Genomic DNA, 24919 nt, shown 5'->3' with positions numbered 1-24919 from the left:
TAACGACCTCCCGTGCGCAGTTGTTGCACGGCCATCACGCCGTGCGGACACGCGTCCGACAGCCTCTGCGACATGCGAAAATCCCTGTTGACGACGATCTTCGCGACCGCTGCGATGATCACCGCCGTCACCCCGGCGCACGCCATCCGCGGCGGCGTCGAAGCCCCGGCGGCCTACAGCTTCTCCGGCTCCCTGCAACGCCCCGACTCGCCCCGCGCGGACGGCCACACGTGCGGCGTCACGCTCGTCGCGCCGCAGTGGGCGGTCACGGCGGGCCACTGCACCCGCAACAACCCGAGCCTCGCCCAGGTCGGCAGGCCCAAGGACTGGTCGGTGCGGCTCGGCACGCTCGACGCGGGCAGCGGCGGCGAGGTGATCGCCGTCGAACGTTTCATCACCTACGCGCCGAACCCCGTCCACGACGGCGACATCGGCCTGCTCGAACTGAAGCGGCCCGCGAAGACCAAGCCCGTGGCGTTGCCCGCGCAACGCCCGGCCGACGGCACGCAGGCGCGCATCCTCGGCTGGGGCATGACGTGCGACCGCCGCGCGCCCGAGTGCTACCCGCAGAAGCTGCGCGAGGCCGACACCGTCGTCCAGCCCGCGACCGCCTGCGACGGCATCTACGCCGACCGAGAGCTGTGCATCGGCGCGTTGGACGGCAGCGTCGCCGCCACCAACATGGACTCCGGCGGTCCCGCGCTGGTCCGCGACGGCGACCGCTGGGTGATGGCAGGCCTGGTCAGCGGCGCGGGCGGCGACGACCGGCCCGTCATGTACACCGATGTCCACCACTTCAAGGGCTGGTTCGACGACGTCGTCACCGGCCGCCTGAACCCGCCGGACACCCCGGTGCCGAACCTCGAAGGCGCCGCGTCGCTCGCCGGCGTCTGCTCGGGTGCGGTCGTCAGGACCTCGCGGACCAGGGAGAACGACCCCGCGCTGCTGCTCACCAACGGCCACTGCGTCCCCGAACGCCCCGCGCCCGGTGAGACGCTGCGCAACGTCCCGATCGACGTCCCGGTGACCATCGGCGACCGGCAGGGCTACCAGCAGGCCAAGGCGAAGACGACGCACCTGGTGCGCGCGTCCATGTCCGGCACCGACACCGCGCTCTTCCAACTCGACCAGACCTACGCCCAGCTCAGGGCCAAGGGCGTGAAGATCTTCAAGCTGGCGAACCGTTCCGCGCGGCCCGGCGAGCGCGTCGACATCGTCTCGGCGGGCAACGGCAACCGTTTCAAGTGCACCATCGAGGCCGTCGTCCCGCGTCTGCGCGAAGAGGGCTACACGCAGGACAACGCCTATCGCTACAACCCCGAGTGCCAGCCGTCGCACGGCGGTTCGGGCTCACCGATCGTGCTGCAGGACGGTGTCACCGTCGTCGGAGTGCACAGCACCGGCAACGACAGCGGTGAGCAGTGCACGGCCAACAACCCCTGCGAGGTCGCAGCGGACGGCTCGGTGACCGTGCGCCAAGGCGCCCGCTACGGCCAGCAGGTCAAGCACCTAGCCGCTTGCGCACCAGTGCGGACGCCTGATCGACCACGATCACCAGCAGCAGCACCACGAGGATGTGCGTGACCATCTCGTCGAACCGGAACAGCTTGATCGACTGGTTGATGAGGAACCCGATGCCGCCCGCGCCGACCAGGCCGAGGACGAGTGACGACCGCACGTTCACGTCCAGCCGGTAGAGCAGCAGCCCCGCCAGTGACGGCAACACGGTCGGGAGCACCGCGTGCAGCGCGATCTGCGGACCGGACGCACCGGTCACCTTCAACGCCTCGCGCGGCCCGCGGTCGCTCTCGTCCATCGCTTCGGCCCAGAGCTTGCCCATGACGCCGGTGTTGTGGAACACCAGCGCCAGCACGCCCGCGAACGGCCCGAGCCCCACCGCCGTCACGAAGATCAACGCGAACACCACGTCCGGCACCGACCGCAGGAACGACAGCACCGCGCGCGCCGCCTGCTGCGCCCACGCGGCGGAAGTCGTTGCCCTGGAAGCGAGAAGTGCCAGCGCGAGAGCGAACGGGATGGAGAACGTGGTGCCCAGCAGTCCGATGTAGAGCGTGATCACGGCTGCTTCCAACGACTTCCCGAGCACCGAGAAGTCCGGCGGCAACGACTCGGCGAGGAAGTCGGCCATGCCGTCCCAGCCCGCGATCAACGCGGCGGGCGAGAACTCCGTCGCCTGCCAGGCGAGCACGTGGACGGCGAGCAGCACCGCCACCACCACCCACACGACGGGGGAGGGCCACCGCCGCTGCGGCACCGCGAGCTTCGCGCCCTGCGAAGGCGTTTCGACGGTCATGCCGCCACCCCCGCGCGCATCTCCACGATCCGGTGCGCGTAGGTGTGCGCGAGCTCCGGCTGGTGCAGCACCGCCACCACCGCCATTCCCTCGTTCGCCAACGCTTGGAGCAGCTCCATGACCTGCACCGCCGCCTGCGGGTCGAGCGCCGACACCGGCTCGTCCGCGAGGATCACGTTGGCGCGCTGGCACAACGCCCGCGCGATCGCCACCCGTTGTTGCTGCCCACCGGACAGCCGCGCCGTCCGGTCGAGCGCGCGGTCCGCGAGCCCGACCCGTTCCAGACACGCCATCGCTTCTTCCCTGACGTCGTGCGGAAAGACCAGCGACCGCCGCAACGACAACCGGCCGAGCGCGCCGGAACAGACGTTGTCCAACGCGGTGCGCCGCCCGACGAGGTGGATCTTCTGGAACACCATCGCGGCGTTCCCGCCGACCTCGATCTCGCCGCCGTCCCGCGTCTCCAGCCCGACGACGCACCGCAGCGCCGTGGACTTGCCCGACCCGTTCGGCCCGAGCAGCGCCACGAACTCCCCGCCCTCGACCGTCAGGTCGAAGCCGTCCAGCACGGTGCGCCCGCCGAACGACTTGCGCAGCCCGCGGATGGCGAGCATCAGACGTCCTCTTCCTTGAGCCCCAACGTGGTCGCGAGGTCGAAGAGCACCTTGTAGGTGTCGTTGGTGACCTCGACGAGCGGTCCGGGCGGCGTGACGTCGAGGAACGCGCCGACCTTCGCGACGTCCTGCGGCCCGAGCTCCAGCAACGCCTTGCGCACCCGGTCCTTGAACGCCGGGTCGAGGTCCCCGCGCACGGTGATCGGGTCGTTGGGGATCGGCTCGGACTTCCAGACCTGCCGGAACTTCGCCTCGTCGAACGTCCCGGCGGCCTTGGCCGTGGCGAGCGTCTGACTGTTGATCTCGGCCGCGTCCACCTTGCCGTTGAGCAGCGACAACATCGCCTCGGGATGCCCACCCGCGTAGTCGAGCTTCACGTCGGCGACGTCGTGCTTCTTCAGCCCGTAGCGGGGCAGCGCGTCGCCGGACGCACTGCCGACGCTGCTCAGCGCGAGCGACTTGCCGTTGAGGTCCTCGATCTTCTGGATCTGCGAGTCCTTGGCGACCCAGATCCCGGCGGAGTAACTCGTGAGCTTCCCGGACCCGTCCGCGAAGCTGACCATGGGCTCCGCCTTGGCCTTCTGCGACGCGAACACGTACCCGAGAGGCCCGAACTGCGCGATCTCCAACTTGGCGTTGCGCATCGCCAGCACCTCGGCCGCGTAGTCGTCCACGACCTGCAGCTCCACCTCGCACCCGAGCTTGCCGCCCAACGCCCTGGCGAGCACCTCGTACGCGGGCTTGAGCTTCTCGGGGTCCTCGTACGGCTCGACGCCGAACCGCACCTTCCCGTTCGGACAGTCGGATCCACTGGTGGTGTCGGTTGTGCCGCAAGCACCTGTCAACACCAGCGTCGCGGCGAGGACGACGTTGAGGGCTCTCATCACATCTCCTGGAGGAGGTCGTCGAGCACGGCCGGGGCGAGGCCGAGCGCGGTGGTCATGCCGATGCCGGAGGTGACCGAGACGACCCTGGTGAGGGGCACGGGCGTCGCGGTCAGGAAGGGTTCGGGGGCCGACGCGTAGATCCCGCGCCAGCGTTCGAGGACTTTCAGGTTTCCGACGCCGAGCAGCCGGGCCGTCTCGGCGAGGACCAGGTCGTCCAGGTCCTCCGGCCGGTACGGGTCGACCGTGCGGCTGTAGTGGTGGGTGTCGCCGATCGTGAGCGAGCCGTCGGGGAGCTGGGTGAACATCAGGTTGAGGCCGGCCGCGACGAGCTCGGGGTGGTCTCGGGTGAGGCGTGCGCGGACGTGCTCGGTGCTCGGGCACCCGGCGAACGCGTCGTAGCGCAGCATCGAGAAGCCCGTCAGGACGGCCGGGTCGATCACGCCGTCGTGGGCGACGCGGAGCATGCGGAGCTGGCAGCGCTGGACTTCGTGCTTCTCGGCCAGGTCGGGGAAGAACCTGTCGACGTCGTGGCCGACCGCGACGACGGTGGCGCGGCAGTCGATCTCGCCCCGTGAGGTGCGGACCCGGCCTGGTTCGACGGTGAGGACGTTGGTGGACCACTGGAACCGCACGCCTCGCTCGGCCAGGTGGGCGGCGATCGTGTGGACGGCCTCGCGGGGGTTGACGCGGATGTCTAGGGGGAGGAGGGCGGCGGCGAGGATCGAAGGATTGTTCAACAATCCGACGTTGAGGGTGTTGGATCGTTGGATCGCTGGATTGTTCAACGATCCGCTGCCGCTGCCGCTGCCGCTGCCGCTGCCGCTGCCGCTGCCGCTGCCACCGCTGCCTGTGGGATTGTTGAACGATCGAATCGTCGGATTGTTGAACAATCCCTTCGGGGAATTGTTTAACAACTCGACATCGCGGACCTGCGCGAACTCCCGGAGCACCGCCACCTCGTCCTCGTGGCGAGCCAGGACGAGCGTCCCCGACTCCCGAACCCAGAACCCGGCCTCCGCACCAAGTCGAAGCCAGGCCTCCCGAGCGGCCATCGCATAGGAGAAGGCCACCCCGGACTGAGCGGTGAAACACCCGTGCCCGAAGTTGCGCACGGAAGCCCCGACGCAGTGCTCGTCCCGCTCCATCACAACGACGGAAAGTCCGCGCTCCACCGCGTGCCAGGCGTGCGCGAGCCCCACGATCCCCGCGCCGACGACCACCAGGTCCACACTTGTCATGACAAGAACGATGAACCGCACTGCAAGGCAAAAGCAACGCCCCAGCCGACAAGTACCAACCTGTTCACCGGCAGTTCAGACTTGTTATGACATGTATCGTGAGCACCATGGAGACGCCCCTGCACGAACGGATCGCCGCCGACCTGCGCCGACGAATCTCCTCCGGTGAGCTGGCGGTCGGAGAAGCGGTCCCGTCCGAGTCGCAGCTGTGCGCGCAGTGGAACGCCTCCCGCGCGCCGGTCCGGCAGGCGCTCACCACGCTCAGGGCCGAGGGCATGATCGGCGGCGGCCGCGGCAAGCCCGCGATCGTGCGCCGGCACACGTTGTCGCAGCCGTTCGAGACGTTCCTGTCGTTCTCCAGCTGGGCCGCGGGCCTCGGCCACACACCGGGCCAGAAGACGCTCGAGATCGCCAGAAGGCCGGCCGACCAGGACATCGCCGACGCCCTCCAACTCGACGAGGGCACGCCGGTCGTGCAGCTGCTCCGGCAGCGGCTGATCGACGGCAGGCCGACCATGCTGGAACGCACCACCTTCGTGGAGCCGGTCGGCAGGTTGCTGTTCGACTTCGACTGCGACAGCGGCTCGCTCTACGCCCACCTCGCACAGCACGGCGTCGACATGACCGTTGCCCGGCACCAGATCGACGCCGTGGCCGCCGACGCGACGGACGCCGAACTGCTGGAAATCCCCATCAACTCCCCACTTCTGCGGGAACGCCGCCGAGCGTCCGGTGTGGACGGACGGCCCGTCGAGTACTCCGACGACCGGTACCGGCCGGACATGGTCAGCTTCTCGATCGAGAACTCCCAGCAGGCGCACCCGGCCCTGCTGCGGGACTGGAGGGCTTCGTGAGCAAGGTGGATCTCGTGGTGCTGGACATCGCGGGCACGACGGTCGAAGAGCACGGCCTGGTCTACAAAGCGTTGGCGGACACCGTGAAGGCAGCGGGTGGCGACGCCGCGGACGTCGGCAACTGGATGGGCGCCGACAAGTACGAGGCGATCTCCAGCATGCTGGACAAGCAGGACGTGCAAGCCGAGTTCGAGGACTTCCACGAGCGACTCACCAGGTACTACGAAGAAACACCGCCGACGCCCATCCCGGGAGTCCCGGAAGCGTTGGCACAGCTCAAAACCGAAGGAATCAAGGTAGCGCTCACCACCGGCTTCGACCGTCCGATCGTCGACGGCCTGCTCAAAGTCCTCAACTGGCACAACGAGTTCGACGCCGTCGTCACGGTCGACGACGTCAGGGCGGGCCGCCCGGCGCCGTACATGATCCATCGCGCGATGGAGCTGACCAGGGTCAGGAACGTCCGGCGCGTGCTGACGGCCGGCGACACGGTCCGCGACCTGGAGGCCGGCATGAACGCGGGCGCGAAGTTCGTCGTGGGCGTGCTGAGCGGCAGCCAGACCGCCGAGCAACTCGAAGCGGAACCACACACCCACCTGCTCGGCAGCGTCGCCGAGATCCCGGAACTGGTCCGAAGCAACTAGTCCGAAGCAGCTAGTCCAGGGCGGCGGTGTGGCGCAGCTGCGACGGCGACGGCGAGGTGACGAGCACGCGCAGGGCGTCGGCGAACTGGTCGAAACGCCGGTCGAACTCGGCCAGTTCACGCGAGGGCTCGGCGACCAGCGCCGCTCGCCCGGCCCGCGGCGGAGAAACGGCCAGGGCGTCGCGCACCGGTTGGGAGCGGCGCAGCGCCACGAGCAACGTCCACAGCCGCTGCTCGACCAGCGCCACCTGCACCGGGTCGCCGGACACCTGGAGGAAGTCCGAGCGGACGGCCGTGGCCCGGCGGCGCTGGACCGGGCAGGTGAAGTCCGCGGACCGGACGACCTGGGACGCAGGCGCGGACGAAGCCAGTGACTCCTCCGACCGGAAACGGCGCGACGGCACCGTTCCGGCCGGGTCCCACATCCACCAGGTCATCAGCCGACCAGGTCGTCCGCGTCGACGATCTTGTACGCGTAGCCCTGCTCGGCCAGGAAGCGCTGGCGGTGCGCCGCGTAGTCGGTGTCGAGGGTGTCCCGCGCGACGACCGAGTAGAAGTGCGCCTGCCGGCCGTCGCCCTTGGGTCGCAGGATGCGGCCGAGGCGCTGGGCCTCCTCCTGGCGCGAGCCGAACGTGCCGGACACCTGGATCGCGACGGACGCCTCGGGCAGGTCGATCGAGAAGTTCGCGACCTTCGAGACCACCAGCGTGCGGATCTCACCGCGGCGGAACTGGTCGAACAGCTCCTCGCGTTCCTTGTTGCGAGTAGACCCCTTGATCACCGGTGCCCCCAGTTCCTCGCCCAGCTCGTCGAGCTGGTCCAGGTAAGCACCGATCACGAGAGTCGGCTCGTCGGGATGCCGTTCGATGATCCGGCGGACCACCGGGATCTTGGTCCGGGCGGTCGAGCAGAGCTTGTAGCGCTCCTCGGGTTCGGCCGTCGCGTACTGCAGGCGCTCGTTGTCGGTGAGCGTCACGCGGACCTCGGTGCACTCGGCGGGCGCGATCCAGCCCTGCGCCTCGATGTCGCGCCACGGCACGTCGTACCGCTTCGGCCCGATCAACGAGAAGACGTCGCCTTCCTGGCCGTCCTCGCGCACCAAGGTCGCCGTGAGCCCCAACCGGCGACGTGACTGCAGGTCGGCGGTCATCCGGAACACCGGCGCGGGCAGCAGGTGGACCTCGTCGTAGACGATCAGGCCCCAGTCGCGCGAGTCGAACAGCTCCAGGTGCTTGTACTCGCCCTTCGACTTGCGGGTGATCACCTGGTAGGTCGCGATCGTGACCGGCCGGATCTCCTTGCGCTCACCCGAGTACTCACCGATCTCCTCCTCGGTGAGCGACGTGCGGGCGATCAGCTCGCGCTTCCACTGCCGTCCCGCCACGGTGTTGGTGACGAGGATCAGCGTGGTCGCCTGGGCCTCGGCCATCGCCGCCGCGCCGACCAGCGTCTTGCCCGCGCCGCACGGCAGCACGACGACGCCGGAGCCGCCCGCCCAGAACGTCTGGGCGGCGAGGCGCTGGTAGTCGCGCAGCTTCCAGCCGTTCTCCTCGAGCTCGATCGGGTGCGCCTCGCCGTCGACGTACCCGGCGTGGTCCTCGGCCGGCCAGCCGACCTTGAGCAGCAGCTGCTTGAGCCGCCCGCGCTCGCTCGGGTGCACGACGACGGTGTCGTCGTCGATGCGGGCGCCGAACATCGGCGCGACCTTCTTGTTGCGCAGGACCTCTTCGAGGACCGCGCGGTCGGTGGAGTGCAGCGTCAGGCCGTGCGCCGGGTGGTTGGTGAGCACGAGCCGGCCGAACCGGCTCATCGTGTCGACCACGTCCACCAGCAGCGGCTGCGGCACCGGGTAGCGGCTGAACCGCACCAGCGCGTCCACCACCTGCTCGGCGTCGTGCCCGGCCGCGCGCGCGTTCCACAACGCCAGCGGCGTCACGCGGTACGTGTGGACGTGCTCGGGTGCCCGCTCCAGTTCGGCGAACGGCGCGATGGACGTGCGCGCGTCGTCGGCGAGCGGGTGGTCGACCTCGAGCAGCAGCGTCTTGTCCGACTGGACGATCAAAGGGCCATCGGTCACGCCCACAAGTCTCCCTGACGACGCCAAATGCGTTCGACCTGCGTCAATTGGCGACAACAACTGTGAGGCGACACACGAAGCCAACACGCTGTGTCGTACGTTCTCGCCCATGAGCACCGAGTCGACTGATCCCGTCGAGCCGCCCGCCGTGGTGACCCCCGCGGAGCCGGAGGCAGAGCACGACGAGTCGCCCAAGAACAGCTGGCTGAAGTTCGTCATCGTCGGCGTGCTGGCCGTCGTGCTGATCGGCGCGGGTGTGTGGGGTGTGACCTCGCTCAACACCACCGGCGTCGGCGACTGCGTGAGCGCGTCGCCGAAGGACGTGGACAAGCCGGACGGTGACTGGAACATCTCCTCGGAGGGCTGCGACAGCACCTCGGCCACGCACCGCGTCGCCGCCGTGCTCGCCAACGCCGAGGACCCCTGCCCGGCCGAGGGCATCTACGAGCCGGTGAAGTCGGGCAGCGAGATGATGTGCCTGATGCCGAACCTCGCCGAGGGCAACTGCTACACCTCGGGTGACGACGGCGCCTTCAAGAAGGAAGCCTGCACCACGGAGTCCCCGGTCAAGATCGTGAAGAAGGTCGACGGCCTGCCCGAGGAGGGCACCGTGTGCCCCGAGGGGTCGAGCGAGCTGCGGTTCAGCGAGCCCGCGTCGGTCTACTGCATGGGTGTCCACGAAGGCTCCTGATCGGGTGAACTCGGTTGAGTTCGACCCCGTATGACGCCGATACCCAGGCCATGAAGAAGGTCGGCCTGGGTATCGCTGTCGTCGTCGCGCTCGTCCTCCTCGGCGGGTTCGTGGTGAGCCAGCTCGGCGACGTGGCGAAGACGGCGCGCGCGGGCGACTGCGCGCGGATCTCCGGCGCGCTCGACAACCCGACCTACGAGGCGCTCGACTGCGGGTCCGAACAGGCCAACGTCAAGATCGCCAAGGTCCTGCAGTGGAACGAGAAGACCTGCCCGTCCGGCGGCATGGACTACTCGACGTACACCGGTGACGCCACGCTGTGCCTGATGCCGAACTTCGTCGAGGGCGCCTGCTACGGCCAGAGCCCCGAGACCGGCATCGCCAAGGTCGACTGCACCACCAAGGACTCGGTGAAGGTGGCCAGGGTCGTCTCCGGCAAGGCCGACGGCGCCGCCTGCGGTGACCAGCGTGCGGCCGTCTTCCCGGAGCCCGCCGTCACGTTCTGCCTGGAGCGCGGCGACCAGCGGCAGTGATCTTGCCGCATTCCACTCCGCCGTGGACTGTCCACGTGGGACCCTGCGCGGCGTGATCCTCGACGAGCCGCCCACGCCCAGGAAGAGCCTTCGCAGGCGAGCGCTGCCCTACGTCCTCACGCTGCTCGTAGCGGCGGTCGTCATCTACGGACTCTCCGTGCTCGTCCACTGAGATCAGCCCTCCAGCTGATCCAATCGGTCGTAACGTTTCCGTAAAGCCTGAGCGCTTTCTGCCGCTGCATGGCACTCTCTGCTCCGGCTGTGTCGGGGGGCATGGGCCGTCTGGGGTATTGGGAAATGAAGGAACCACGATGAGCACGACTGAATCCGCTTCGCCCGCGTCCGCGCCGGAGCCCGCCAAGGAGTCCGCGCCGAAGAAGTCGAGCATCGGCAAGCGGATCCTGACCTACATCGTCGGCTTGATCGTCGTTGGCGGCGCGTTCTACGCGTTCAACTACTTCTCCAGCGACGTCGCGCAGGCGAAGGTCGGGGACTGCGCTGTCGTCTCCGGCACGTCGGCCAGCCCGGAGTACAAGCCGGTCGACTGCGCCTCGGCCGAGGCGAACTACACCATCGGCAAGGCCGGCAGCACCAGCGAGGTCTGCGAAACCGGGTACGACGAGTACACGCAGACGCAGCGCCGGGGCCCGAAGACGAAGCTCTGCCTCGCGCCGATCTACGCCGAGGGCAAGTGCTACGGCGACAACGTCGGCGGTGTCGGCGCGAAGGTCGTCGAGTGCACCGAGACGGCCGCCTTCAAGGTGACGAAGGTCGTCAAGGACTCCGCCGCACCGCAGTGCGCCGAGGGCGAGGAGGCGCGTTCCTACGCCGCCGCGAAGCTCCAGTACTGCGTTGGCGCGCCCGTCTAAAGGCTTGAACCCAGCGAAACCGGAGTCGTGTCCCCACGGCTCCGGTTTCGCTGTCTTTCGCGCGACTCATCCGAGAGGAATCCAGTGACCGACCCCAACCACCCCCAGCAGCCAGGGCCCTACGGGCCGCCTCCCGGTGGACAGCCGCAGCAGCCGTACGGCCAGCAGCCCGGTCAGCCGGGCCCCTACGGCCAGCCGAACCCGTACGGAACGCCGCCGCAGGGCTACCCCGCGCAGCCGGGACAGCCCGGTCAGCCGGGTGACCCGTACGCCCAGCAGCCCTACCCGGGACAGCCGGGCCAGCCCGGCCCGTACGGACCGCCGCCGCCCGGTATGCCCGGCCAGCCCTACATGGGCGCGCCCATGCCGCCGAAGAAGAGCAAGGCCGGCAAGGTCATCGGCTCGATCGTCAGCATCCTCGTGCTCGTCGGCGTCGGCATCCTGGTGAAGGTGCTGATCAGCGGCGGTCTGGGTGCGCTGACCGAGCCGTCGGCGAAGCCCGGCGACTGCGCGAGCGTCACCGGCACGACCTTCAGCCCGAAGTACAAGAAGGTCGACTGCTCCTCGCCCGAGGCGAACTACTTCATCGCCAAGGCCATGAACTCCACGTCGGAGGCGTGCCCGAGCGAGGACTACGCCGAGTACACCGAGTCCGGCCGGCGCAGCTCGTCGCTCAAGCTCTGCCTCGTCGAGAAGCTCGAAGAGGGCAAGTGCTACGAGGAAGAGCTCGTGAAGATGAACATGGAGGGCATGAAGCCCGTCGACTGCTCGAAGGGCGGTAACGAGTTCGCCGTCCAGAAGATCTTCAAGATCGAGAAGGTCGTGCGTGAGGGCAACGCCCAGTGCGCCACGGGCAACCCGATTTCGTACGCGGAACCCGCACCAGGCATCACTTACTGCGTAACGGCGCTCAGCGGACAGTGATCGAACGCCTACTCGGCGAAACTGACTGAACGCGAAATGGCGGGCCGGTTTTCCGGCCCGCCAATTCTCATGCCCGAAAGCAACTAATTCGTCGTGCCTGGCGGTAGCAGCTGCTGCACGTCCAGACGCCCGGACAGCACGTCCTCGGTGTCCATCATGTCGGCGACGCGCTGGAGCCGGATCGGGTTCAGCGACAGCGGGAACGTGCCCACGGACACGAGGGCCGCGGTCGGCGCGTCCACGTCGGCGTAGCTGGTCAGCGAGTCCTGCACGGCGAGCTTGTTGCTCTGCGCGCGCTGTTGCGCCTGGCGCAGCACGTCCCGGAACAGCTTCATCGTCTTCGGGTTCTCCTCGGCGAACTTCTTCGACGAGGCGTACCCGGACATCGGGAAGTCGAGTGTCGGGCCGCGCGCGGTGTCCGTGACGATCTTCGCGCCGATCTTGCGCTGCGCCTTCGTGATGAACGGTTCGATCATGAAGGCTGCGTCCACACTGCCGCCGACCAGCGCGGCTTCCATGTCCGCGAACGGCATGTTGGTGAACTTGATCTTCTGCTTCTCGACCGCGGCGGTGTCCAGCACGGCACGCGTGGTGAGTGCGCCGATGTCGGTCTCGCTGTTCACGGCGATGCGCGGAGATTCCTTCTTGCCCGGGTCGTCGTAGTCCGAGTCGGCCTTCGCCACCAGCGCCATCGAGTTCGGGCCGGCCTGGTAGGCCTCGCCCTGCAGCTGGAGTTCGGTGCCCTCGGCGACCGCGCGGAAGATGCTGACGTGCGTCGCCCACGTGAGGTCGAGGGTCGTGCCCAGCTGCTTGATGGCCTCTTGCTCGCTGGGCTGCGTGACCAGGTTGACCTGGAGTCCGGCCTTCTCGAACAGCTTCTCGGTCAGCGCGATCCGCAACGGGGCCACGTCGACGACCGGCAGCACGCCGATGCGCAGGACGTTGCGCTCGATGTCCGCGTTCGCGCCGTCCGACGAACCTCCGAACAGGCTGCAGCTCGCGGTCAGAACACACGTGATGAGCACTGCGACCAGCCGCAGAGCTTTGGCTCGGGTAGCCATGGCACCTCTCGCCGGTAGGGCTTGGGTAGCTTCGAATTGATCAGTGAGTGTCGCCACAGACCAGGGTGTCCGCAGTCCGAACTGCGGGTTCGGACGGACTTGGGGTGTGCCGACAACCGGGGATGTTAACCACCTGAACGTATGAAACGACACCCCGTCTCGATACGGTGAGTGCTTCTGGAGACTTCCCCAACACAGGGGGTGCCCATTACCCTTCCGGCTCGGGTGGCACAGGTTGTAGTAGACCGACGTGTCTTCAGACGGGGTAGGGCGCCTCACCGGGCGAACGACCTCTGTGCTGCAATTCGGCCCGTTTGACGAGTCCATGCTCGGTCCTGGGGAGAGACCGGGACACTGCTGCTGGAAGAGGAAGCCCAGAGTGGCCCGACGTGAGAGAGGTCCCAGCCAGTTTGGCGTGGGTGACACCACACGCTCCGAAAGGCCCGAATCGGGTGACGGACTGGCTGCGCTGGGTAACGGACCGATGGACGTGACACCGGAGCCGGTGAAGCACGACAACGGTGCCGCACCTGGTTCAGGATCTGCCCGATCCGCGGGATGGCGCCTGCGCAACTGGCGGTTGCGCACGAAGCTGCTCGCCGTTCTGCTCATCCCGACGGTCTGTGCGCTCGCCCTGGGTGGTCTGCGCGTGCGCACCGACCTCCAGGCCGCGACGGAGTTCAACAACCTCGCGAACCAGATCCGCCTCGAGACCGCCGTCGCGGACCTGGTGCAGCAGCTGCAGCGCGAACGCGACCTGTCGGTCAGCTACGTCGCGTCGAACAAGAGGGTCGACAGGGTCGTCCTCGAACGCCAGCTGCGCCGCGTGAACGACACCACCGAGGCGTTCAGCAACCGCATCTCCGAGCTCAGCTCGGACCTGAGCTCGACGGCCGTCGGCCGCTTCGAGGTCGCCGCCAAGCAGCTCGACCGCCTGAACAGCCTCCGCAACTCGGTGCGGGACACGCAGTACCCCGCCGAGGCCGTCCAGCGGACCTACTCGGAGTCCATCGAGACGCTCATCAACCTCGGTGAGCAGACGATTGCCGAGATCAGCGACCCGGAACTGGTGCGACTGCACCTGACCACGAACGCCATCGCGCGCATCAAGGAGCAGGAGTCGCTCAAGCGGGCGATCCTCCTGGACGTCTTCCAGCGCAAGGCGTTCACGCCGTCCCAGCTGCGCTCCCTGCAGGCGGCGGACGCCGAGCTCGGCGCGGCCCGCAACGACTTCCGCAAGTCCGCGACGCCCGAGCAGGCCAAGATCTACGACGACACCGTCACCGGCCTGATCGTCGACAACGCGAACGACATGCAGGAATCGGCGATCAACGCGCAGGCCAGCCAGAAGGCCTTCACGCAGGTCACGCCCGAGAAGTGGGACATCGCCGCCACGCTGACGGTCAACCTGACGCGCGACGTCGAGAACCTGCTCGTCGAGCAGCTCCAGACCAAGACCGACCAACTGGCCGCGGACACCCGCACCAGGGCGTACGTCGAGTCCGGCCTGGTCCTCGCGATCCTCGCGCTCGCGTTGCTGATGGCGCTGTTCGTCGCCCGCTCGATCCTGAACCCGCTGCGCACGCTGCGCCGCACCGCCCTCGACGTCGCCGACCACGGTCTCCCCGACGCGGTCGAGCGGATCCTCGCGGACCCGAACCCGGAGGACGCGGCCAAGACCGCCGTCGAGCCGGTGCCGGTGCACACGCGTGAAGAGGTCGGCCAAGTGGCGCGCGCGTTCGACGCGGTGCACGGTGAAGCGGTGCGACTGGCCGCCCAGCAGGCCCTCCTGCGTGACAACGTCAACGCGATGTTCGTCAACCTGTCCCGTCGCTCTCAGGCCCTGGTCGAGCGCCAGCTGAACCTGATCGACCGGCTGGAGCAGGACGAGCAGGACCCGGACCAGCTGGCGTCGCTGTTCGAGCTCGACCACCTCGCGACCCGCATGCGCCGCAACTCGGAGAACCTCCTGGTCCTCTCGGGTACGGACCTCTCGCGGCGCCTGACCCGGCCCGTCCCGGCCGCCGAAGTCCTCGGCGCCGCGGTCTCCGAGGTCGAGCAGTACGCCCGCGTGCAGGTCGGCCAGACCCCGGACCTCACCGTCCAGGGTCGCGCGGTCAACGACCTCGTGCACCTCATCGCCGAGCTGCTGGACAACGCCACGGCGTTCTCCGACCCGGTCACCAAGGTCACCGTTCGCACGGCCAAGACCCGCAAGGGCGAGCTGGCGATCGAGATCCAGGACCGCGGCGTGGGCATGGGCGACCAGGAGATCATCGACGCCAACGAGCGTCTGGCCGACCCGCCGGACGTCGACGTCGCCGTCTCCCGCCGAATGGGCCTGTACGTGGTCGCGCGGCTCGCCAAGCGCCACGACATCAAGGTCCGCCTGCGCGGCAACGAGGACATCGAGGGCGGCACGACGGCACTGGTGATCGTGCCGGAGACGCTCATCGCGATCCCCGGCCAGGCACCGACCTCGACGCCGCCGTCCGGTTCCGGTGGGCTGGCGTCCGCGTTCGGCATGTCGCCGAACGCCTCGTCGCCCGCGATGCAGCCCGTGCCGATGCCGTTGGCACCGGCCGAGCACACGACGGAAATCGGCACCACGGCGACGAGGGCCAGCGGCATCGCCGGCGCGTTCGGCGGTTCGACCGGCATGCAACCGCGCATCGACGAGTCGAGCCCGAGCAACCCCGGCATCCCGGTCAGCTTCGTCCCGAGCGGCATCACCGACACCGGTGCGGGCGCCACGGCGATCCCGGTCTACCAGGACCCGCCGCCCGTCGAGGACGTGACGCCGTCCGAGCGGTGGCGCCGCGACCAGCTCTCCGCGGTGGAACCCGAGGGTGCGTTCGGAGAGCCCACGCTCTTCACGGCCTACGAGGACCGCAACGAAGAGGCCGGCGAGATCTCCTTCGAGCCCGGCTACGAGACCACGCAGTTCGTCCCGATCCCGCCGATCGACGACGACCGCTCCTCGGCCAACGGCGTGTCGCACGCCTCGGCCGACGAGGGCCGCCTCGACATCGGGATGGGTCACCGCAACGGCTCGTCGAGCAAGAAGGTCGAACACGACCTGGACGCCCCGACCGAACGCCTCCCGATCTACGAGGCCGTCCTGTCGCAGTGGTTCCAGGCAGTGGGCAGCGAGACGTCCGCATCGGCCGCCGCGCCGGTCCCCGCGAACGCGGAGGGCGACACGCCTGCCACCACCAACGGACACGTCGAGTCGAGGCTCGGCGGTACCGACAAGGGTTCGGTCGAGTACATCGACGAGCCGCCGACCGTCCCGCCGCTCTCGGACGGGCCGGAACCGGAGCTCCCGACCCGATCCCGCAAGCCTGTACCGGCGGTGGCACCCACCACCACGTCGGCCGCTGGTCTTCCGGTGCGCACGCCGCGCTCGAAGGTCCAGCCGGCGGCCGAAGAAGTACCCGCACCCGCCGAGCAGGAGCGAGTTGTGGAACCGGAGCCCGTTGTGGAGGAGACTCCAGCGGCGGCATCCACTTCCGAGTCGGCCTGGCAATCGCCAGCCGATGAGGGATGGCACGCGGCTCAGGCGTTGTTGAACAAGACGCCGGAGACGAAGACCACGGCAGGATTGCCGAAACGGACACCGAAGGCTCAGCTCGTGCCAGGATCTGCTGCACCCAAGCCGCAGTCCCTGACATCGACAGCGCAGCGCCCGCCGCTGCCGCCCCGTACCGCTGATGCGGTGCGCGGACGGATGTCGAGCCTGCAGAGTGGTGTCAAGCGAGGCCGGCACGCATTGATCGAGGCATACGCTGGTGACCAGTCGAGCCGGCAGAACGAGGAGCAGGAGTGACGACCGCAGCGCAGCCAGGCAGCTTTGGTTGGCTTATCACCGACTTCGTGCGGAGGGTGCCCGGCGTGGCACATTCCGTTGTGGTGTCCGCGGACGGGCTGTTGCTCGCCGGTTCCCAGGGCTTGCCCCGGGACCGCGCAGAACAGCTTTCCGCGGTCGCGTCCGGACTGGTCAGCCTCACCCAGGGTGCTGCCCGCTGCTTCGAAGCAGGCGGGGTCAACCAGACGGTCGTCGAGATGGAGCGGGGTTACCTGTTCCTCATGTCGATCAGTGACGGCTCTTGTCTTGCCGTTCTGGCGGCACCCAACTGCGACATCGGCCTCGTGGCCTACGAGATGACGCTGTTGGTGGAAAGAGTCGGTCAACAACTCACCCCTGAGCTGCGCGCGCAGCTTCAGGGCGTGGTCCGTCGCTAGACCTCATCTGAAGTTCAGGGGTGAGAACAAATGGCTGGTAGATCTGGCGCTAGAGGCCGGGGCTTCGGTAGGAACTTCAACTACCAGGAGTGGGCTTCTGGTGGGTTCCAGTTCGAAGAGCCTGATGCGATACCCCAAGAACCAGAGGAAGCCGAGGACACCCCCCACGATGAGCGGGTTACAGGGCAAGGGCTAGGCGATATGTCTCAGCGTGAGGTGGATGACTCGTCGTCGTATCCGTACGACGACGTGCCGAACAGGTTCGACATAGACGGGTACGGCACCGGGCTGTTCGGTGGACCCGGTGCGGACCTCTTCGGCCAGCACGAGATGCCGGACGCCGTACCGGAGCAGTTGCCGTACACCACCGGTTCGCACCCGGTGTACAGCACCGGTGCGCAACCGGCCTACAACACCGGCGGGCAACCGTCGTACAGCACCGGTGCGCAGCCTTCGGTACGTCCGGAGGAGAATGCTTCTGCGGACTCGGGTTCACTGGTGCGGCCTTACACACGCACCGGTGGACGCACACGACCTGACTACGACCTTGCTATCGAGGCGCTGATCTCCACCAGCGAAAAGGGCCTCGAACGGGATGCCGCAGTTCTTCCCGAGCACAGGTCGATCTGCGGGCTGTGTGTCGACACGCGGTCGGTGGCCGAGGTCGCGGCACTCCTACGCTTGCCACTTGGCGTCGTGCGGGTGTTGATCGGCGACATGGCAAGCATGGGTTTGGTTTTGATTCACCAGGGCGGTCTGGTCGTGGGGGACCGGCCTTCCATGGAATTCCTGGAGAGGGTGCTCAGTGGGCTTCGCAAGCTCTAGTCCCCAGGGCGCCGAGGGCGCACGGAAGCCGACGACGTCTGCCAAGATCGTGGTGGCGGGTGGCTTCGGTGTGGGCAAAACGACGTTCGTCGGCTCGGTGTCCGAGATCGTCCCGTTGACCACCGAGGCGGTGATGACCGAGGCCAGCGCGGGGGTGGACGACCTCTCCGCCACGCCCAACAAGGTCACCACGACCGTCGCGATGGACTTCGGCCGCGTGTCGCTCGACAGCGACCTGATCCTGTACCTCTTCGGTACACCGGGTCAGCACCGGTTCTGGTTCATGTGGGACGACCTGGTCCGTGGTGCCATCGGCGCCATCGTCCTGGTCGACACCCGCCGCCTGGCCGACGCGTTCGCCTCGATCGACTTCTTCGACGACCGGCAGCTGCCGTACGTCGTCGGCGTCAACTGCTTCGACGGCCTCCTGCACCACAGACTGGAGGACGTGCGCGAAGCGTTGACGATCGACGAGTCGGTGCCGATCGTGACGTGCGACGCGCGCAACCGGCAGTCGACGAAGCAGACGCTCATCACGCTGGTGGAGCACGCGATGCGCCAGTGGATGTCCGTCCGCGCGGGCTGAACTCCTTCCGCCGGAGTACAACCGCACACACAACTGAACGAGGCGAGCGCCACCTTCGGGGACGGCGCTCGCCTCGTCGTTGCGGTCTGATTCAGTTCGCTCGCTGATCGCTCAAACGGTGGTCCCTTCGCCGTGGGTGACTGCTACCCGATGGTCAGGCCGACCCCGACGAACGCACCGACCGACACGTCACCACTGCCGAGGTCCACATCGGCTCCCGCGCCGACCCCGGCGCCGATCCCGATGTTCAGCAGACCACCCAGCAGGCCGTGGTGGTGGTGGCAGTCGTGGTGCCCGTACGACCCGATGCCGACTCCGATGCCGGCGTCGACATCCGCGTCGACGTCCGCGTCGACCGCCAGCTCGGCATCGACACCGACGTCCGCCACCGCGTCCGCGGTGACCGCGGCTGCCGTGGCCAGAGGAGCCTCGGCGGGTGCGGCGGGCACCGGTTCGACGGTCGGCACGACCGGCGCGATCGCGGGCTGGGCGGCAGCGGGTGCGCGGTCCTCGTCCGTTTCGCTCACGTCGGCAGCGACTTCTGCGTCAGCTACCACCGCGGCGTTCACGGCCGGTTCCACTTCCACTTCCGCCTCGACCACCGAGTCGAGCTCGATCTCGAGTTCGGACTCGTAGGCGTCGACTTCCACGTCCGCGCCGACACCCGCGTCCACCTGGGCCGCGAGACCCAATGCGACCTGGATGCCGCCGTTGTCCATCACGCTGATGCCTGGTCCGGTGTCGATCGCGACGTGGGCGGCGGCGGCCACGGGGATCGAGTTCAGGTTGCCGCTCACCCCCACCGTCGCGTTGACGTTGTTGTCACCCAGGATCTGGATGATCGGGTCGGCGTTCGCGGTGCCCATTCCGAACGGCAGGGCGAACGCCAGGGTCGTGACGGTGGCGGCGGCTCTCAAAGCCCACCGGGAGCTGACCATGTGCGAGTGACCTCCTAGGTCTGTGGACGTGTCTCGGGTACGTCCACGTCAATCGACGCTAGGTCGCGCTTCGGCCACGCAAGGGTGGTCGGGTGAACCGACCGGGGGATGACAGACCGTCAGTCCTCGTCCACCAATGCGGCGGACGTGACGCGATGAAGGGGGAACCTCAGCACCTCTCCGTAGCTGTGGTCGTATCCCTCGAGCACTCCACCCCCGACGACGTGCGGCTCGATCACGCGCTGTGCCGCCGTGCCGTGCGAGTCGACGAACCCCACGAGCACCCTGCGGCGTGCCCGCGCAGCCTGCTGGAGCAACGACAACGTCGCCGACGGACCCGCGCCGAGATGGCCGGGAACCGCCACGCGTTCACCCCGTGGTGTCGCGGCGGCGCGATCACCGGCCCGGACCAGCCGGACGAGTTCACCCAACCGCTCGTCGGCCTGCACTGCGGGTGACACCGGTTTCCGGGCCGTTCGCTGCCTCGGCGTGGTCCGGCGGCCACCCGGCCGCAGATCCAGCACCTGGCCGTCGGGGCCCTCCGCGGCCGGGGCGAACCCGGCCGAGCGCAGCCCGTCCAGCACGTCGGCCAGCGGCAACGGGCTGACGATCACGGTCGGGGCGATCCGGCGCAGCTCCAGCCGGGCGGCCTCGGGGTGGGCGAGGACCTCGGTGATCAGCACCGAGTCGTCGCAGCGCAGGAACGACCCCGCGGCGCCTCCGCGCAGCCTGCCGTGGCGGCGGGCGGCGTCGTCGATCAGGTAGCTCAGCGACTGCGGGACCGGGGTGCGCGAGCGTTGCGCGAAGAGTTCACGCAGCTCGTCGGCGGTGCGTCCGGCGTCGAGGGCACGGCGGACGGTCGCCTCGCTGATCCGGTAGACCGTGGCGCTGCCCGCCGACTCGACGTTCGCGACCAGCGCCAGCTCGTCCGCGAGGTCGGGTTCGAGCCGGCCGGGGGCGACGACGGTGAGGTCGGCCTGCACCAGCACGTGGTCGAGCGGTTCCGGCAGGGCGTCGCCGAGGGTTTTCGCAGCGTGGCCGGGCCCTTCGTCGAGCAGCACGCGGCCGGCGGCGGTGATCGCGCCCAGGGCCAGCACGCCGACGGCGGTGCCCTCCTCGACGGTCCAGCGCACGAGCTCGTCGCGCTGCCTGCCGCCCCGCCGAGGCGCGCGCCAGCCGAGCAGCGCCGCCAGGTCGGCGGGGTTCGCGATCGCGGTGCCCTGGGGGAACGCGGCCAGCGTCTCGAGGACCCAGCGCCGGTCGCGCGGGGCCTGGGCGCGCCGGATCTCGTCCGCCAGCGGGTTGAAGAGCTTGTCCTTCTCGTCGCGGCGGCCGATCAGCGCGGGCAGCCGGGGCAGCTCCAGCCAGGCGTTCGCGACGGTGGCCCAGCGGACCTCGGCGGTCGCGGCGAGCCAGACGTCGGCCTTGGTCGTCGGCACCCACTCGGGCTCGGTGGCCTCGGTGTTCGCGGCGAGGTCGGCGCCGACGACGAGTTCGATCAGCAGCGCGGCCCGGCGTTCGTCGACGTCGAGGTCCTTGGCGACCTTGCGCAGCTCCCGCACGCCCAGGCCGCCCGTCCGCAGCACCGGCGCGGGTTCGGCGGACCAGCTCGCGATCAGGTTCTCGACGTGCCGGACGAGTTCGAGCGCCTCACCGCCGCCCGTCGCGTCGATGCTCGCCTGGGTCAGCGTGCTGGTCTTGGGCTTCGGCTCGGTGACCTGGATCGGGCCCATCGGCCGTGCGCCGCGCAGTTCGAGACCGATCTCGCGGGGGAGTTCGACGGTGCCGGGGTCGCGGCGCAGCAGCAGGCCGCGCGCGAGCAGCCGTTGCACCGGGGTCTCGGCCTTCTCCAGCGGAACGACCCTGGAGGCGTCCTTGGTGTCGCCGATGGGCGGTCCGGCGGCGAGCTTCTGCAGGACCCGCTGCTCGCCCTCGGTGATGCCGGTGAGGTCGTAGGTCTGCCCGGTCCTGCGGCCGAGGCCGGCGGGGTAGGCGCCGAAGGCTTCCCTGGTGAGGGGCGGGACCGACAGCGCGTCGTCGTCGCCCCACGCCAGTGCGAGGGACTTGAGCCGTGCGACCGCCTGCTTCAGCGGCCTGGGCTTCACGTCCGGCCCGAGCAGTTGTGTGGGCAACGCCACGGGCTCGGCGTCCGCACCCTCGACCACCAGGGCCTCGAGGACGGCCAGCGTGAACGTGTCGAGGTCCTCGCAGGCGCGCGCGATCGACGCCCTGGTGCCGATCCGCGTCGCGAGGACGGACATATCGGCAGGTGGGGGCGTTGCCAGGTCAGGACGCGCGCGCAGCAGTGCGACGAGAGCAGCGTCGTCCTGGGCGCGCAGCCAGTCGGCGAGTGTGATGCCGGACATTCTCACCACGGTATATGGGCCGCTTCCGTTCCCGACGTGCTCTGTCACACTTGTCGCGTCATCTGACACCACCGAGGAGGAGAACGTGGCGAAAGGACGCCCTGGACGGGTCGACCCGCACTGGCCGGAAGGTCCGGAAGGCGGTCACCCCGTCACCGAACTGACCAGTGACCTGCAGGGTGCGCTCTCCCCGTTCGGCACGGTGACGTTCCCGCTGCCGTCGGAGGACCTCCCGTACCGGCACCCGGTGACCGAGATCAACAAGTCCTGAGTGGATTGTCAGGCCGGTCTTAAAACTGGCCGAGTCGCGTGCGTACCGCAAAGGGCCCGGGGATAGGCTCGTTTCCCGCTTGTACTTCGTGGGAGGACGACGATGCCGGTCCCCGGCCCTGGTTACTCGATCACCGTTCGTCTGGAGGCGCCGCCGTCAGCGAGCGCCGCGGGTGACCTCACCTCGGCCGTCGGCCGCGCCGGCGGTGTGATCACGGCGTTCGACGTCGTGGAGTCGCACAACGACCGCGTCGTCATCGACCTCACGTGCAACGCGCTCTCCGCGAACCACGCCAAGGACATCACCGACACGCTGGAGACGTTGCCCGGCATCGTCGTCCGCAAGGTGTCGGACCGCACGTTCCTCGTGCACCTCGGCGGCAAGATCGAGATCGCGTCGAAGGTGCCGCTGCGCAACCGTGACGACCTCTCCCGCGCGTACACGCCCGGCGTGGCTCGTGTGTGTGAGGCCATCGCCAAGAACCCGGACGACGCGCGCCGCCTGACCATCAAGCGCAACACCGTCGCCGTCGTGACCGACGGCTCGGCCGTGCTGGGTCTCGGCAACCTCGGCCCCGCCGCCGCTCTCCCCGTCATGGAGGGCAAGGCCGCGCTGTTCAAGAAGTTCGCCGGCGTCGACGCCTGGCCGGTCTGCCTGGACACCCAGGACACCGAGGAGATCATCCGCGCGGTCGAGCTCATCGCTCCCGTGTACGGCGGCATCAACCTCGAGGACATCTCCGCGCCGCGCTGCTTCGAGATCGAGGCCCGCCTGCGCGAAAAGCTCGACATCCCGGTCTTCCACGACGACCAGCACGGCACGGCGATCGTCGTCGTCGCCGCTCTGCGCAACGCTCTGCGCGTGGTCGGCAAGGACATCAAGGACTGCCGCATCACCGTGTGCGGTGTCGGTGCCGCCGGTTCCGCGATCATCCGTCTGCTGCAGGCGCAGACTCCGGGCGACATCATCGCCGTGGACGTCGACGGCATCGTGCACCGCGACCGCCCGGGCCTCGACGCGAACCTGAAGTCGATCGCGTCGTCCACCAACAAGGACAACCAGGCGGGCCGCCTGCACGACGCGCTGGTCGGCTCCGACGTGTTCATCGGCGTGTCGGCCCCGAACCTGTTCGGCGCCGCACAGGTCGCCACGATGGCCAAGGACGCCATCGTGTTCGCCCTGGCCAACCCGGACCCGGAGATCGACCCGATGGAGGCCCAGCAGCACGCCGCCGTCGTCGCCACCGGCCGTTCGGACTTCCCGAACCAGATCAACAACGTGCTGGCGTTCCCCGGCGTGTTCCGCGGCCTGCTGGACGCGCACGCCCGCACCATCACCGACGCGATGCTCCTGGCCGCCGCCGCGGCCATCGCCGACGTGGTGGACGGCGACCGCCTGAACGCCTCGTTCATCGTGCCGTCGGTCTTCGACAACACCGTCGCCCCGGCCGTCGCCGAGGCAGTGCGCAAGGCCGCTACTTCTTAGGGGCTTTGCGCACCGGTCGGTTGTCGCGTGCAGGCATACGATCGCTGTATGACCAAGCAGTTCACCCACCTGGACTCCGCCGGCGCGGCCCGGATGGTCGACGTCTCCGGCAAGGAGCAGACCACCCGGACCGCCGTCGCCACCGGAGTCCTGCACACGACCGCAGAAGTGGTGGAGTTGCTGGGCGCCGACGGCCTGCCCAAGGGCGACGCCCTCGCCACCGCCCGCATCGCAGGCATCATGGCGGCGAAGCGCACCTGGGAACTGGTGCCTTTGTGCCACCCGATCGCGCTGTCGTCGGTCGTCGTGGACCTGGCCCTGGCCGACTCGGCCGTGCTGATCACCGCCACCGTCCGCACCACCGACCGCACCGGGGTGGAGATGGAAGCCCTGACCGCCGTGTCGGTGGCCGGGCTGACCCTGCACGACATGGTGAAGTCGGTCGACCCCGCCGCTTCTCTGGACGCGGTTCGGGTGGAGCGCAAGGAGGGCGGCAAGTCCGGTCTCTGGGAGCGCCCGTGACCGACTTCTCCGCTGTCGTCGTGGTGGCCTCGAACCGTGCCTCGGCTGGTGTCTACGAGGACCGGAGCGGGCCACTGATCGTGTCGTGGCTGGCCGATCGGGGGTTCTCGGTTGAGGCGCCCGTGGTGGTGCCGGACGGGGACCCTGTTCGGTCAGCTCTTTCGGATGCGGTGTCTTCGGGTGTTGATCTGGTGCTGACCACCGGTGGTACCGGGATCAACCCCACTGACCGGACTCCTGAGGCGACCCGTGCGGTGCTCGACTTCGAGGTGCCCGGGCTGGCTGACGTGATCCGTCTTGCCGGGTGGCCACGTGTGCCTGGGTCCGTGTTGTCGCGTGGGGTGGCCGGGGTCGCCGCGCGGACGTTGATCGTGAACCTGCCCGGGTCCACCGGCGGGGTTCGGGACGGGTTGTCCGTGTTGGACTCGGTGCTGGAGCATGCGCTGGACCAGTTGCGTGGAGGGGATCACAAGTGAGCGTGGTGTTCCGGGCTGTTGTCACCGAATCGCCCTTGTCGGTTTCGGAGCACGCCTCGCTGGTCGAGTCTGATCGGGCTGGTGCGGTGGTCACGTTTTCCGGCGTGGTTCGGGATCACGACGGGGGGCGGTCGGTGCTGGAGTTGGAGTACCACTCGCATCCGTCTGCTTCTGATGTGGTGGCTGAGGTTGTCGAGTCCTTGGCCTCGAAGTACTCCGGGGTGCACGGGATTGCTGTTTCGCACCGGGTTGGGCCGTTGAAGATCGGGGATGTCGCGCTGGCCTGTGCTGTTGCGGCTGAGCATCGGGGGGAGGCGTTTTCGTTGTGCGCCGACCTGGTGGATGAGGTCAAGGCTCGGTTGCCGGTGTGGAAGCGGCAGGTGTTTTCGGATGGGTCCGACGAGTGGGTCAACTGCCCCTGAGGGTGGTCGCGTTCCGTTGGTGGTTGCGTTCCAGCGGGGTTGGTCGCGTTTGTTGGGTGGGCTGCGGTTGCGAGGGTG

23 protein-coding genes and 1 pseudogene are annotated in these 24919 nt (G+C 68.7%); 15 read left to right on the top strand and 9 right to left on the bottom strand.

Annotated elements, in window-relative coordinates:
- The first annotated feature begins 72 nt into the window (after window positions 1-72).
- Window positions 73-1584 (top strand): trypsin-like serine protease, encoded by a 1512-nt coding sequence (locus JNUCC0626_RS30380; RefSeq protein ID WP_394614160.1) that lies wholly within the window; start codon window positions 73-75, stop codon window positions 1582-1584.
- Here the strand turns inward: JNUCC0626_RS30380 and phnE are convergent.
- The 4 genes from phnE to JNUCC0626_RS30360 are packed head-to-tail and all read right to left on the bottom strand — an operon-like array spanning window position 1502 to window position 5053.
- The gene (gene phnE / locus JNUCC0626_RS30375; protein WP_394614159.1) at window positions 1502-2314 is read right to left on the bottom strand and encodes a phosphonate ABC transporter, permease protein PhnE; all 813 of its coding nucleotides are present in this window, start codon (window positions 2312-2314) and stop codon (window positions 1502-1504) included. The two genes, JNUCC0626_RS30380 and phnE, sit on opposite strands and share 83 nt — an antisense overlap.
- Window positions 2311-2928: a phosphonate ABC transporter ATP-binding protein gene (locus tag JNUCC0626_RS30370; RefSeq protein WP_394614158.1), complete on the bottom strand. Its 618-nt coding sequence runs from the start codon at window positions 2926-2928 to the stop codon at window positions 2311-2313. Before JNUCC0626_RS30370 ends, phnE begins: the two co-directional genes overlap by 4 nt.
- Window positions 2928-3812: a phosphate/phosphite/phosphonate ABC transporter substrate-binding protein gene (locus JNUCC0626_RS30365; RefSeq protein WP_394614157.1), complete on the bottom strand. Its 885-nt coding sequence runs from the start codon at window positions 3810-3812 to the stop codon at window positions 2928-2930. The genes JNUCC0626_RS30370 and JNUCC0626_RS30365 overlap by 1 nt, the downstream gene beginning before the upstream one ends.
- The gene (locus JNUCC0626_RS30360) at window positions 3812-5053 is read right to left on the bottom strand and encodes a TIGR03364 family FAD-dependent oxidoreductase (RefSeq protein ID WP_394614156.1); all 1242 of its coding nucleotides are present in this window, start codon (window positions 5051-5053) and stop codon (window positions 3812-3814) included. The genes JNUCC0626_RS30365 and JNUCC0626_RS30360 overlap by 1 nt, the downstream gene beginning before the upstream one ends.
- Before the next feature lie 107 nt (window positions 5054-5160).
- Here JNUCC0626_RS30360 and JNUCC0626_RS30355 point away from each other — a divergent pair, with 107 nt between their 5' ends.
- Both JNUCC0626_RS30355 and JNUCC0626_RS30350 read left to right on the top strand, forming a co-directional pair.
- A complete protein-coding gene (locus JNUCC0626_RS30355) occupies window positions 5161-5907 on the top strand; it encodes a GntR family transcriptional regulator (RefSeq protein WP_394614155.1) in 747 nt (248 codons plus the stop codon).
- Window positions 5904-6551 carry a phosphonatase-like hydrolase gene (locus JNUCC0626_RS30350; protein WP_394614154.1) on the top strand — a complete coding sequence of 216 codons (648 nt, stop codon included), beginning with the start codon at window positions 5904-5906 and terminating at the stop codon, window positions 6549-6551. Before JNUCC0626_RS30355 ends, JNUCC0626_RS30350 begins: the two co-directional genes overlap by 4 nt.
- 10 nt (window positions 6552-6561) lie before the next feature.
- Here JNUCC0626_RS30350 and JNUCC0626_RS30345 read toward each other — a convergent pair whose 3' ends face one another.
- Both JNUCC0626_RS30345 and JNUCC0626_RS30340 read right to left on the bottom strand, forming a co-directional pair.
- Complete coding sequence (locus tag JNUCC0626_RS30345) at window positions 6562-6987, bottom strand: hypothetical protein (RefSeq protein ID WP_394614152.1); 426 nt, start codon at window positions 6985-6987, stop codon at window positions 6562-6564.
- Window positions 6987-8627 (bottom strand): DNA repair helicase XPB, encoded by a 1641-nt coding sequence (locus JNUCC0626_RS30340; RefSeq protein WP_394614151.1) that lies wholly within the window; start codon window positions 8625-8627, stop codon window positions 6987-6989. The genes JNUCC0626_RS30345 and JNUCC0626_RS30340 overlap by 1 nt, the downstream gene beginning before the upstream one ends.
- A gap of 109 nt (window positions 8628-8736) precedes the next feature.
- Here JNUCC0626_RS30340 and JNUCC0626_RS30335 point away from each other — a divergent pair, with 109 nt between their 5' ends.
- The 4 genes from JNUCC0626_RS30335 (at window position 8737) to JNUCC0626_RS30320 (ending at window position 11644) form a co-directional block, all read left to right on the top strand.
- Complete coding sequence (locus JNUCC0626_RS30335; RefSeq protein ID WP_394614150.1) at window positions 8737-9318, top strand: hypothetical protein; 582 nt, start codon at window positions 8737-8739, stop codon at window positions 9316-9318.
- Window positions 9319-9368: 50 nt separating this feature from the next.
- Window positions 9369-9851: an LppU/SCO3897 family protein gene (locus JNUCC0626_RS30330; RefSeq protein ID WP_394614149.1), complete on the top strand. Its 483-nt coding sequence runs from the start codon at window positions 9369-9371 to the stop codon at window positions 9849-9851.
- A 311-nt stretch (window positions 9852-10162) separates the two neighbouring features.
- Window positions 10163-10720: an LppU/SCO3897 family protein gene (locus JNUCC0626_RS30325; RefSeq protein ID WP_394614148.1), complete on the top strand. Its 558-nt coding sequence runs from the start codon at window positions 10163-10165 to the stop codon at window positions 10718-10720.
- 84 nt (window positions 10721-10804) lie between these two features.
- Complete coding sequence (locus JNUCC0626_RS30320; protein ID WP_394614147.1) at window positions 10805-11644, top strand: LppU/SCO3897 family protein; 840 nt, start codon at window positions 10805-10807, stop codon at window positions 11642-11644.
- A gap of 83 nt (window positions 11645-11727) precedes the next feature.
- Here the strand turns inward: JNUCC0626_RS30320 and JNUCC0626_RS30315 are convergent, their stop codons facing one another.
- A complete protein-coding gene (locus JNUCC0626_RS30315; protein WP_394614146.1) occupies window positions 11728-12705 on the bottom strand; it encodes an ABC transporter substrate-binding protein in 978 nt (325 codons plus the stop codon).
- A gap of 484 nt (window positions 12706-13189) precedes the next feature.
- Between JNUCC0626_RS30315 and JNUCC0626_RS30310 the strand changes: the two genes are divergently transcribed.
- The 4 genes from JNUCC0626_RS30310 (at window position 13190) to JNUCC0626_RS30295 (ending at window position 18361) form a co-directional block, all read left to right on the top strand.
- The gene (locus tag JNUCC0626_RS30310; protein WP_394614145.1) at window positions 13190-16534 is read left to right on the top strand and encodes a sensor histidine kinase; all 3345 of its coding nucleotides are present in this window, start codon (window positions 13190-13192) and stop codon (window positions 16532-16534) included.
- On the top strand, window positions 16531-16950 hold the full coding sequence (locus tag JNUCC0626_RS30305) for a roadblock/LC7 domain-containing protein (RefSeq protein ID WP_030470879.1): 420 nt from the start codon (window positions 16531-16533) through the stop codon (window positions 16948-16950). The genes JNUCC0626_RS30310 and JNUCC0626_RS30305 overlap by 4 nt, the downstream gene beginning before the upstream one ends.
- 201 nt (window positions 16951-17151) lie before the next feature.
- Window positions 17152-17775 carry a DUF742 domain-containing protein gene (locus JNUCC0626_RS30300; protein ID WP_382442769.1) on the top strand — a complete coding sequence of 208 codons (624 nt, stop codon included), beginning with the start codon at window positions 17152-17154 and terminating at the stop codon, window positions 17773-17775.
- On the top strand, window positions 17756-18361 hold the full coding sequence (locus JNUCC0626_RS30295; protein WP_093605474.1) for a GTP-binding protein: 606 nt from the start codon (window positions 17756-17758) through the stop codon (window positions 18359-18361). The genes JNUCC0626_RS30300 and JNUCC0626_RS30295 overlap by 20 nt, the downstream gene beginning before the upstream one ends.
- 143 nt (window positions 18362-18504) lie before the next feature.
- Here the strand turns inward: JNUCC0626_RS30295 and JNUCC0626_RS30290 are convergent, their stop codons facing one another.
- Both JNUCC0626_RS30290 and JNUCC0626_RS30285 read right to left on the bottom strand, forming a co-directional pair.
- Complete coding sequence (locus JNUCC0626_RS30290; protein ID WP_394614144.1) at window positions 18505-19299, bottom strand: hypothetical protein; 795 nt, start codon at window positions 19297-19299, stop codon at window positions 18505-18507.
- Between the two features lie 119 nt (window positions 19300-19418).
- On the bottom strand, window positions 19419-21665 hold the full coding sequence (locus JNUCC0626_RS30285) for a helicase-associated domain-containing protein (RefSeq protein ID WP_394614143.1): 2247 nt from the start codon (window positions 21663-21665) through the stop codon (window positions 19419-19421).
- An 85-nt stretch (window positions 21666-21750) separates the two neighbouring features.
- Between JNUCC0626_RS30285 and JNUCC0626_RS30280 the strand changes: the two genes are divergently transcribed.
- From JNUCC0626_RS30280 to JNUCC0626_RS30265, 4 genes and pseudogenes are all read left to right on the top strand, one after another.
- Window positions 21751-21936, top strand: coding sequence for a hypothetical protein (locus JNUCC0626_RS30280; protein WP_285642749.1), 186 nt, complete (start codon window positions 21751-21753; stop codon window positions 21934-21936).
- A 102-nt stretch (window positions 21937-22038) separates the two neighbouring features.
- Window positions 22039-23421: an NAD-dependent malic enzyme gene (locus JNUCC0626_RS30275; RefSeq protein WP_394614142.1), complete on the top strand. Its 1383-nt coding sequence runs from the start codon at window positions 22039-22041 to the stop codon at window positions 23419-23421.
- A gap of 48 nt (window positions 23422-23469) precedes the next feature.
- On the top strand, window positions 23470-23943 hold the full coding sequence (gene moaC / locus JNUCC0626_RS30270) for a cyclic pyranopterin monophosphate synthase MoaC (RefSeq protein ID WP_285642746.1): 474 nt from the start codon (window positions 23470-23472) through the stop codon (window positions 23941-23943).
- Window positions 23940-24841, top strand: a pseudogene (locus JNUCC0626_RS30265) (molybdenum cofactor biosynthesis protein MoaE). The gene moaC and the pseudogene JNUCC0626_RS30265 overlap by 4 nt, the downstream one beginning before the upstream one ends.
- Window positions 24842-24919 lie beyond the last annotated feature (78 nt).

Source organism: Lentzea sp. JNUCC 0626 (assembly GCF_043632865.1).
GTDB lineage: Bacteria > Actinomycetota > Actinomycetes > Mycobacteriales > Pseudonocardiaceae > Lentzea.
The sequence above is the reverse complement of the archived record's forward strand: the minus strand, read 5'-3'. Positions and strand labels throughout refer to the sequence as shown.

What these genes read in the sequence shown, in the direction of transcription:
- JNUCC0626_RS30380 (WP_394614160.1), top strand. Translation starts at nt 73, where the DNA reads ATGCGAAAATCCCTGTTGACGACGATCTTCGCGACCGCTGCGATGATC.
- moaC (WP_285642746.1), top strand. Translation starts at nt 23,470, where the DNA reads ATGACCAAGCAGTTCACCCACCTGGACTCCGCCGGCGCGGCCCGGATG.
- phnE (WP_394614159.1), bottom strand. Translation starts at nt 2,314, where the DNA reads ATGACCGTCGAAACGCCTTCGCAGGGCGCGAAGCTCGCGGTGCCGCAG.
- JNUCC0626_RS30285 (WP_394614143.1), bottom strand. Translation starts at nt 21,665, where the DNA reads ATGTCCGGCATCACACTCGCCGACTGGCTGCGCGCCCAGGACGACGCT.
- JNUCC0626_RS30355 (WP_394614155.1), top strand. Translation starts at nt 5,161, where the DNA reads ATGGAGACGCCCCTGCACGAACGGATCGCCGCCGACCTGCGCCGACGA.
- JNUCC0626_RS30275 (WP_394614142.1), top strand. Translation starts at nt 22,039, where the DNA reads ATGCCGGTCCCCGGCCCTGGTTACTCGATCACCGTTCGTCTGGAGGCG.
- JNUCC0626_RS30310 (WP_394614145.1), top strand. Translation starts at nt 13,190, where the DNA reads ATGGACGTGACACCGGAGCCGGTGAAGCACGACAACGGTGCCGCACCT.
- JNUCC0626_RS30330 (WP_394614149.1), top strand. Translation starts at nt 9,369, where the DNA reads ATGAAGAAGGTCGGCCTGGGTATCGCTGTCGTCGTCGCGCTCGTCCTC.
- JNUCC0626_RS30360 (WP_394614156.1), bottom strand. Translation starts at nt 5,053, where the DNA reads ATGACAAGTGTGGACCTGGTGGTCGTCGGCGCGGGGATCGTGGGGCTC.
- JNUCC0626_RS30315 (WP_394614146.1), bottom strand. Translation starts at nt 12,705, where the DNA reads ATGGCTACCCGAGCCAAAGCTCTGCGGCTGGTCGCAGTGCTCATCACG.
- JNUCC0626_RS30345 (WP_394614152.1), bottom strand. Translation starts at nt 6,987, where the DNA reads ATGACCTGGTGGATGTGGGACCCGGCCGGAACGGTGCCGTCGCGCCGT.
- JNUCC0626_RS30300 (WP_382442769.1), top strand. Translation starts at nt 17,152, where the DNA reads ATGTCTCAGCGTGAGGTGGATGACTCGTCGTCGTATCCGTACGACGAC.
- JNUCC0626_RS30335 (WP_394614150.1), top strand. Translation starts at nt 8,737, where the DNA reads ATGAGCACCGAGTCGACTGATCCCGTCGAGCCGCCCGCCGTGGTGACC.
- JNUCC0626_RS30370 (WP_394614158.1), bottom strand. Translation starts at nt 2,928, where the DNA reads ATGCTCGCCATCCGCGGGCTGCGCAAGTCGTTCGGCGGGCGCACCGTG.
- JNUCC0626_RS30365 (WP_394614157.1), bottom strand. Translation starts at nt 3,812, where the DNA reads ATGAGAGCCCTCAACGTCGTCCTCGCCGCGACGCTGGTGTTGACAGGT.
- JNUCC0626_RS30290 (WP_394614144.1), bottom strand. Translation starts at nt 19,299, where the DNA reads ATGGTCAGCTCCCGGTGGGCTTTGAGAGCCGCCGCCACCGTCACGACC.
- JNUCC0626_RS30325 (WP_394614148.1), top strand. Translation starts at nt 10,163, where the DNA reads ATGAGCACGACTGAATCCGCTTCGCCCGCGTCCGCGCCGGAGCCCGCC.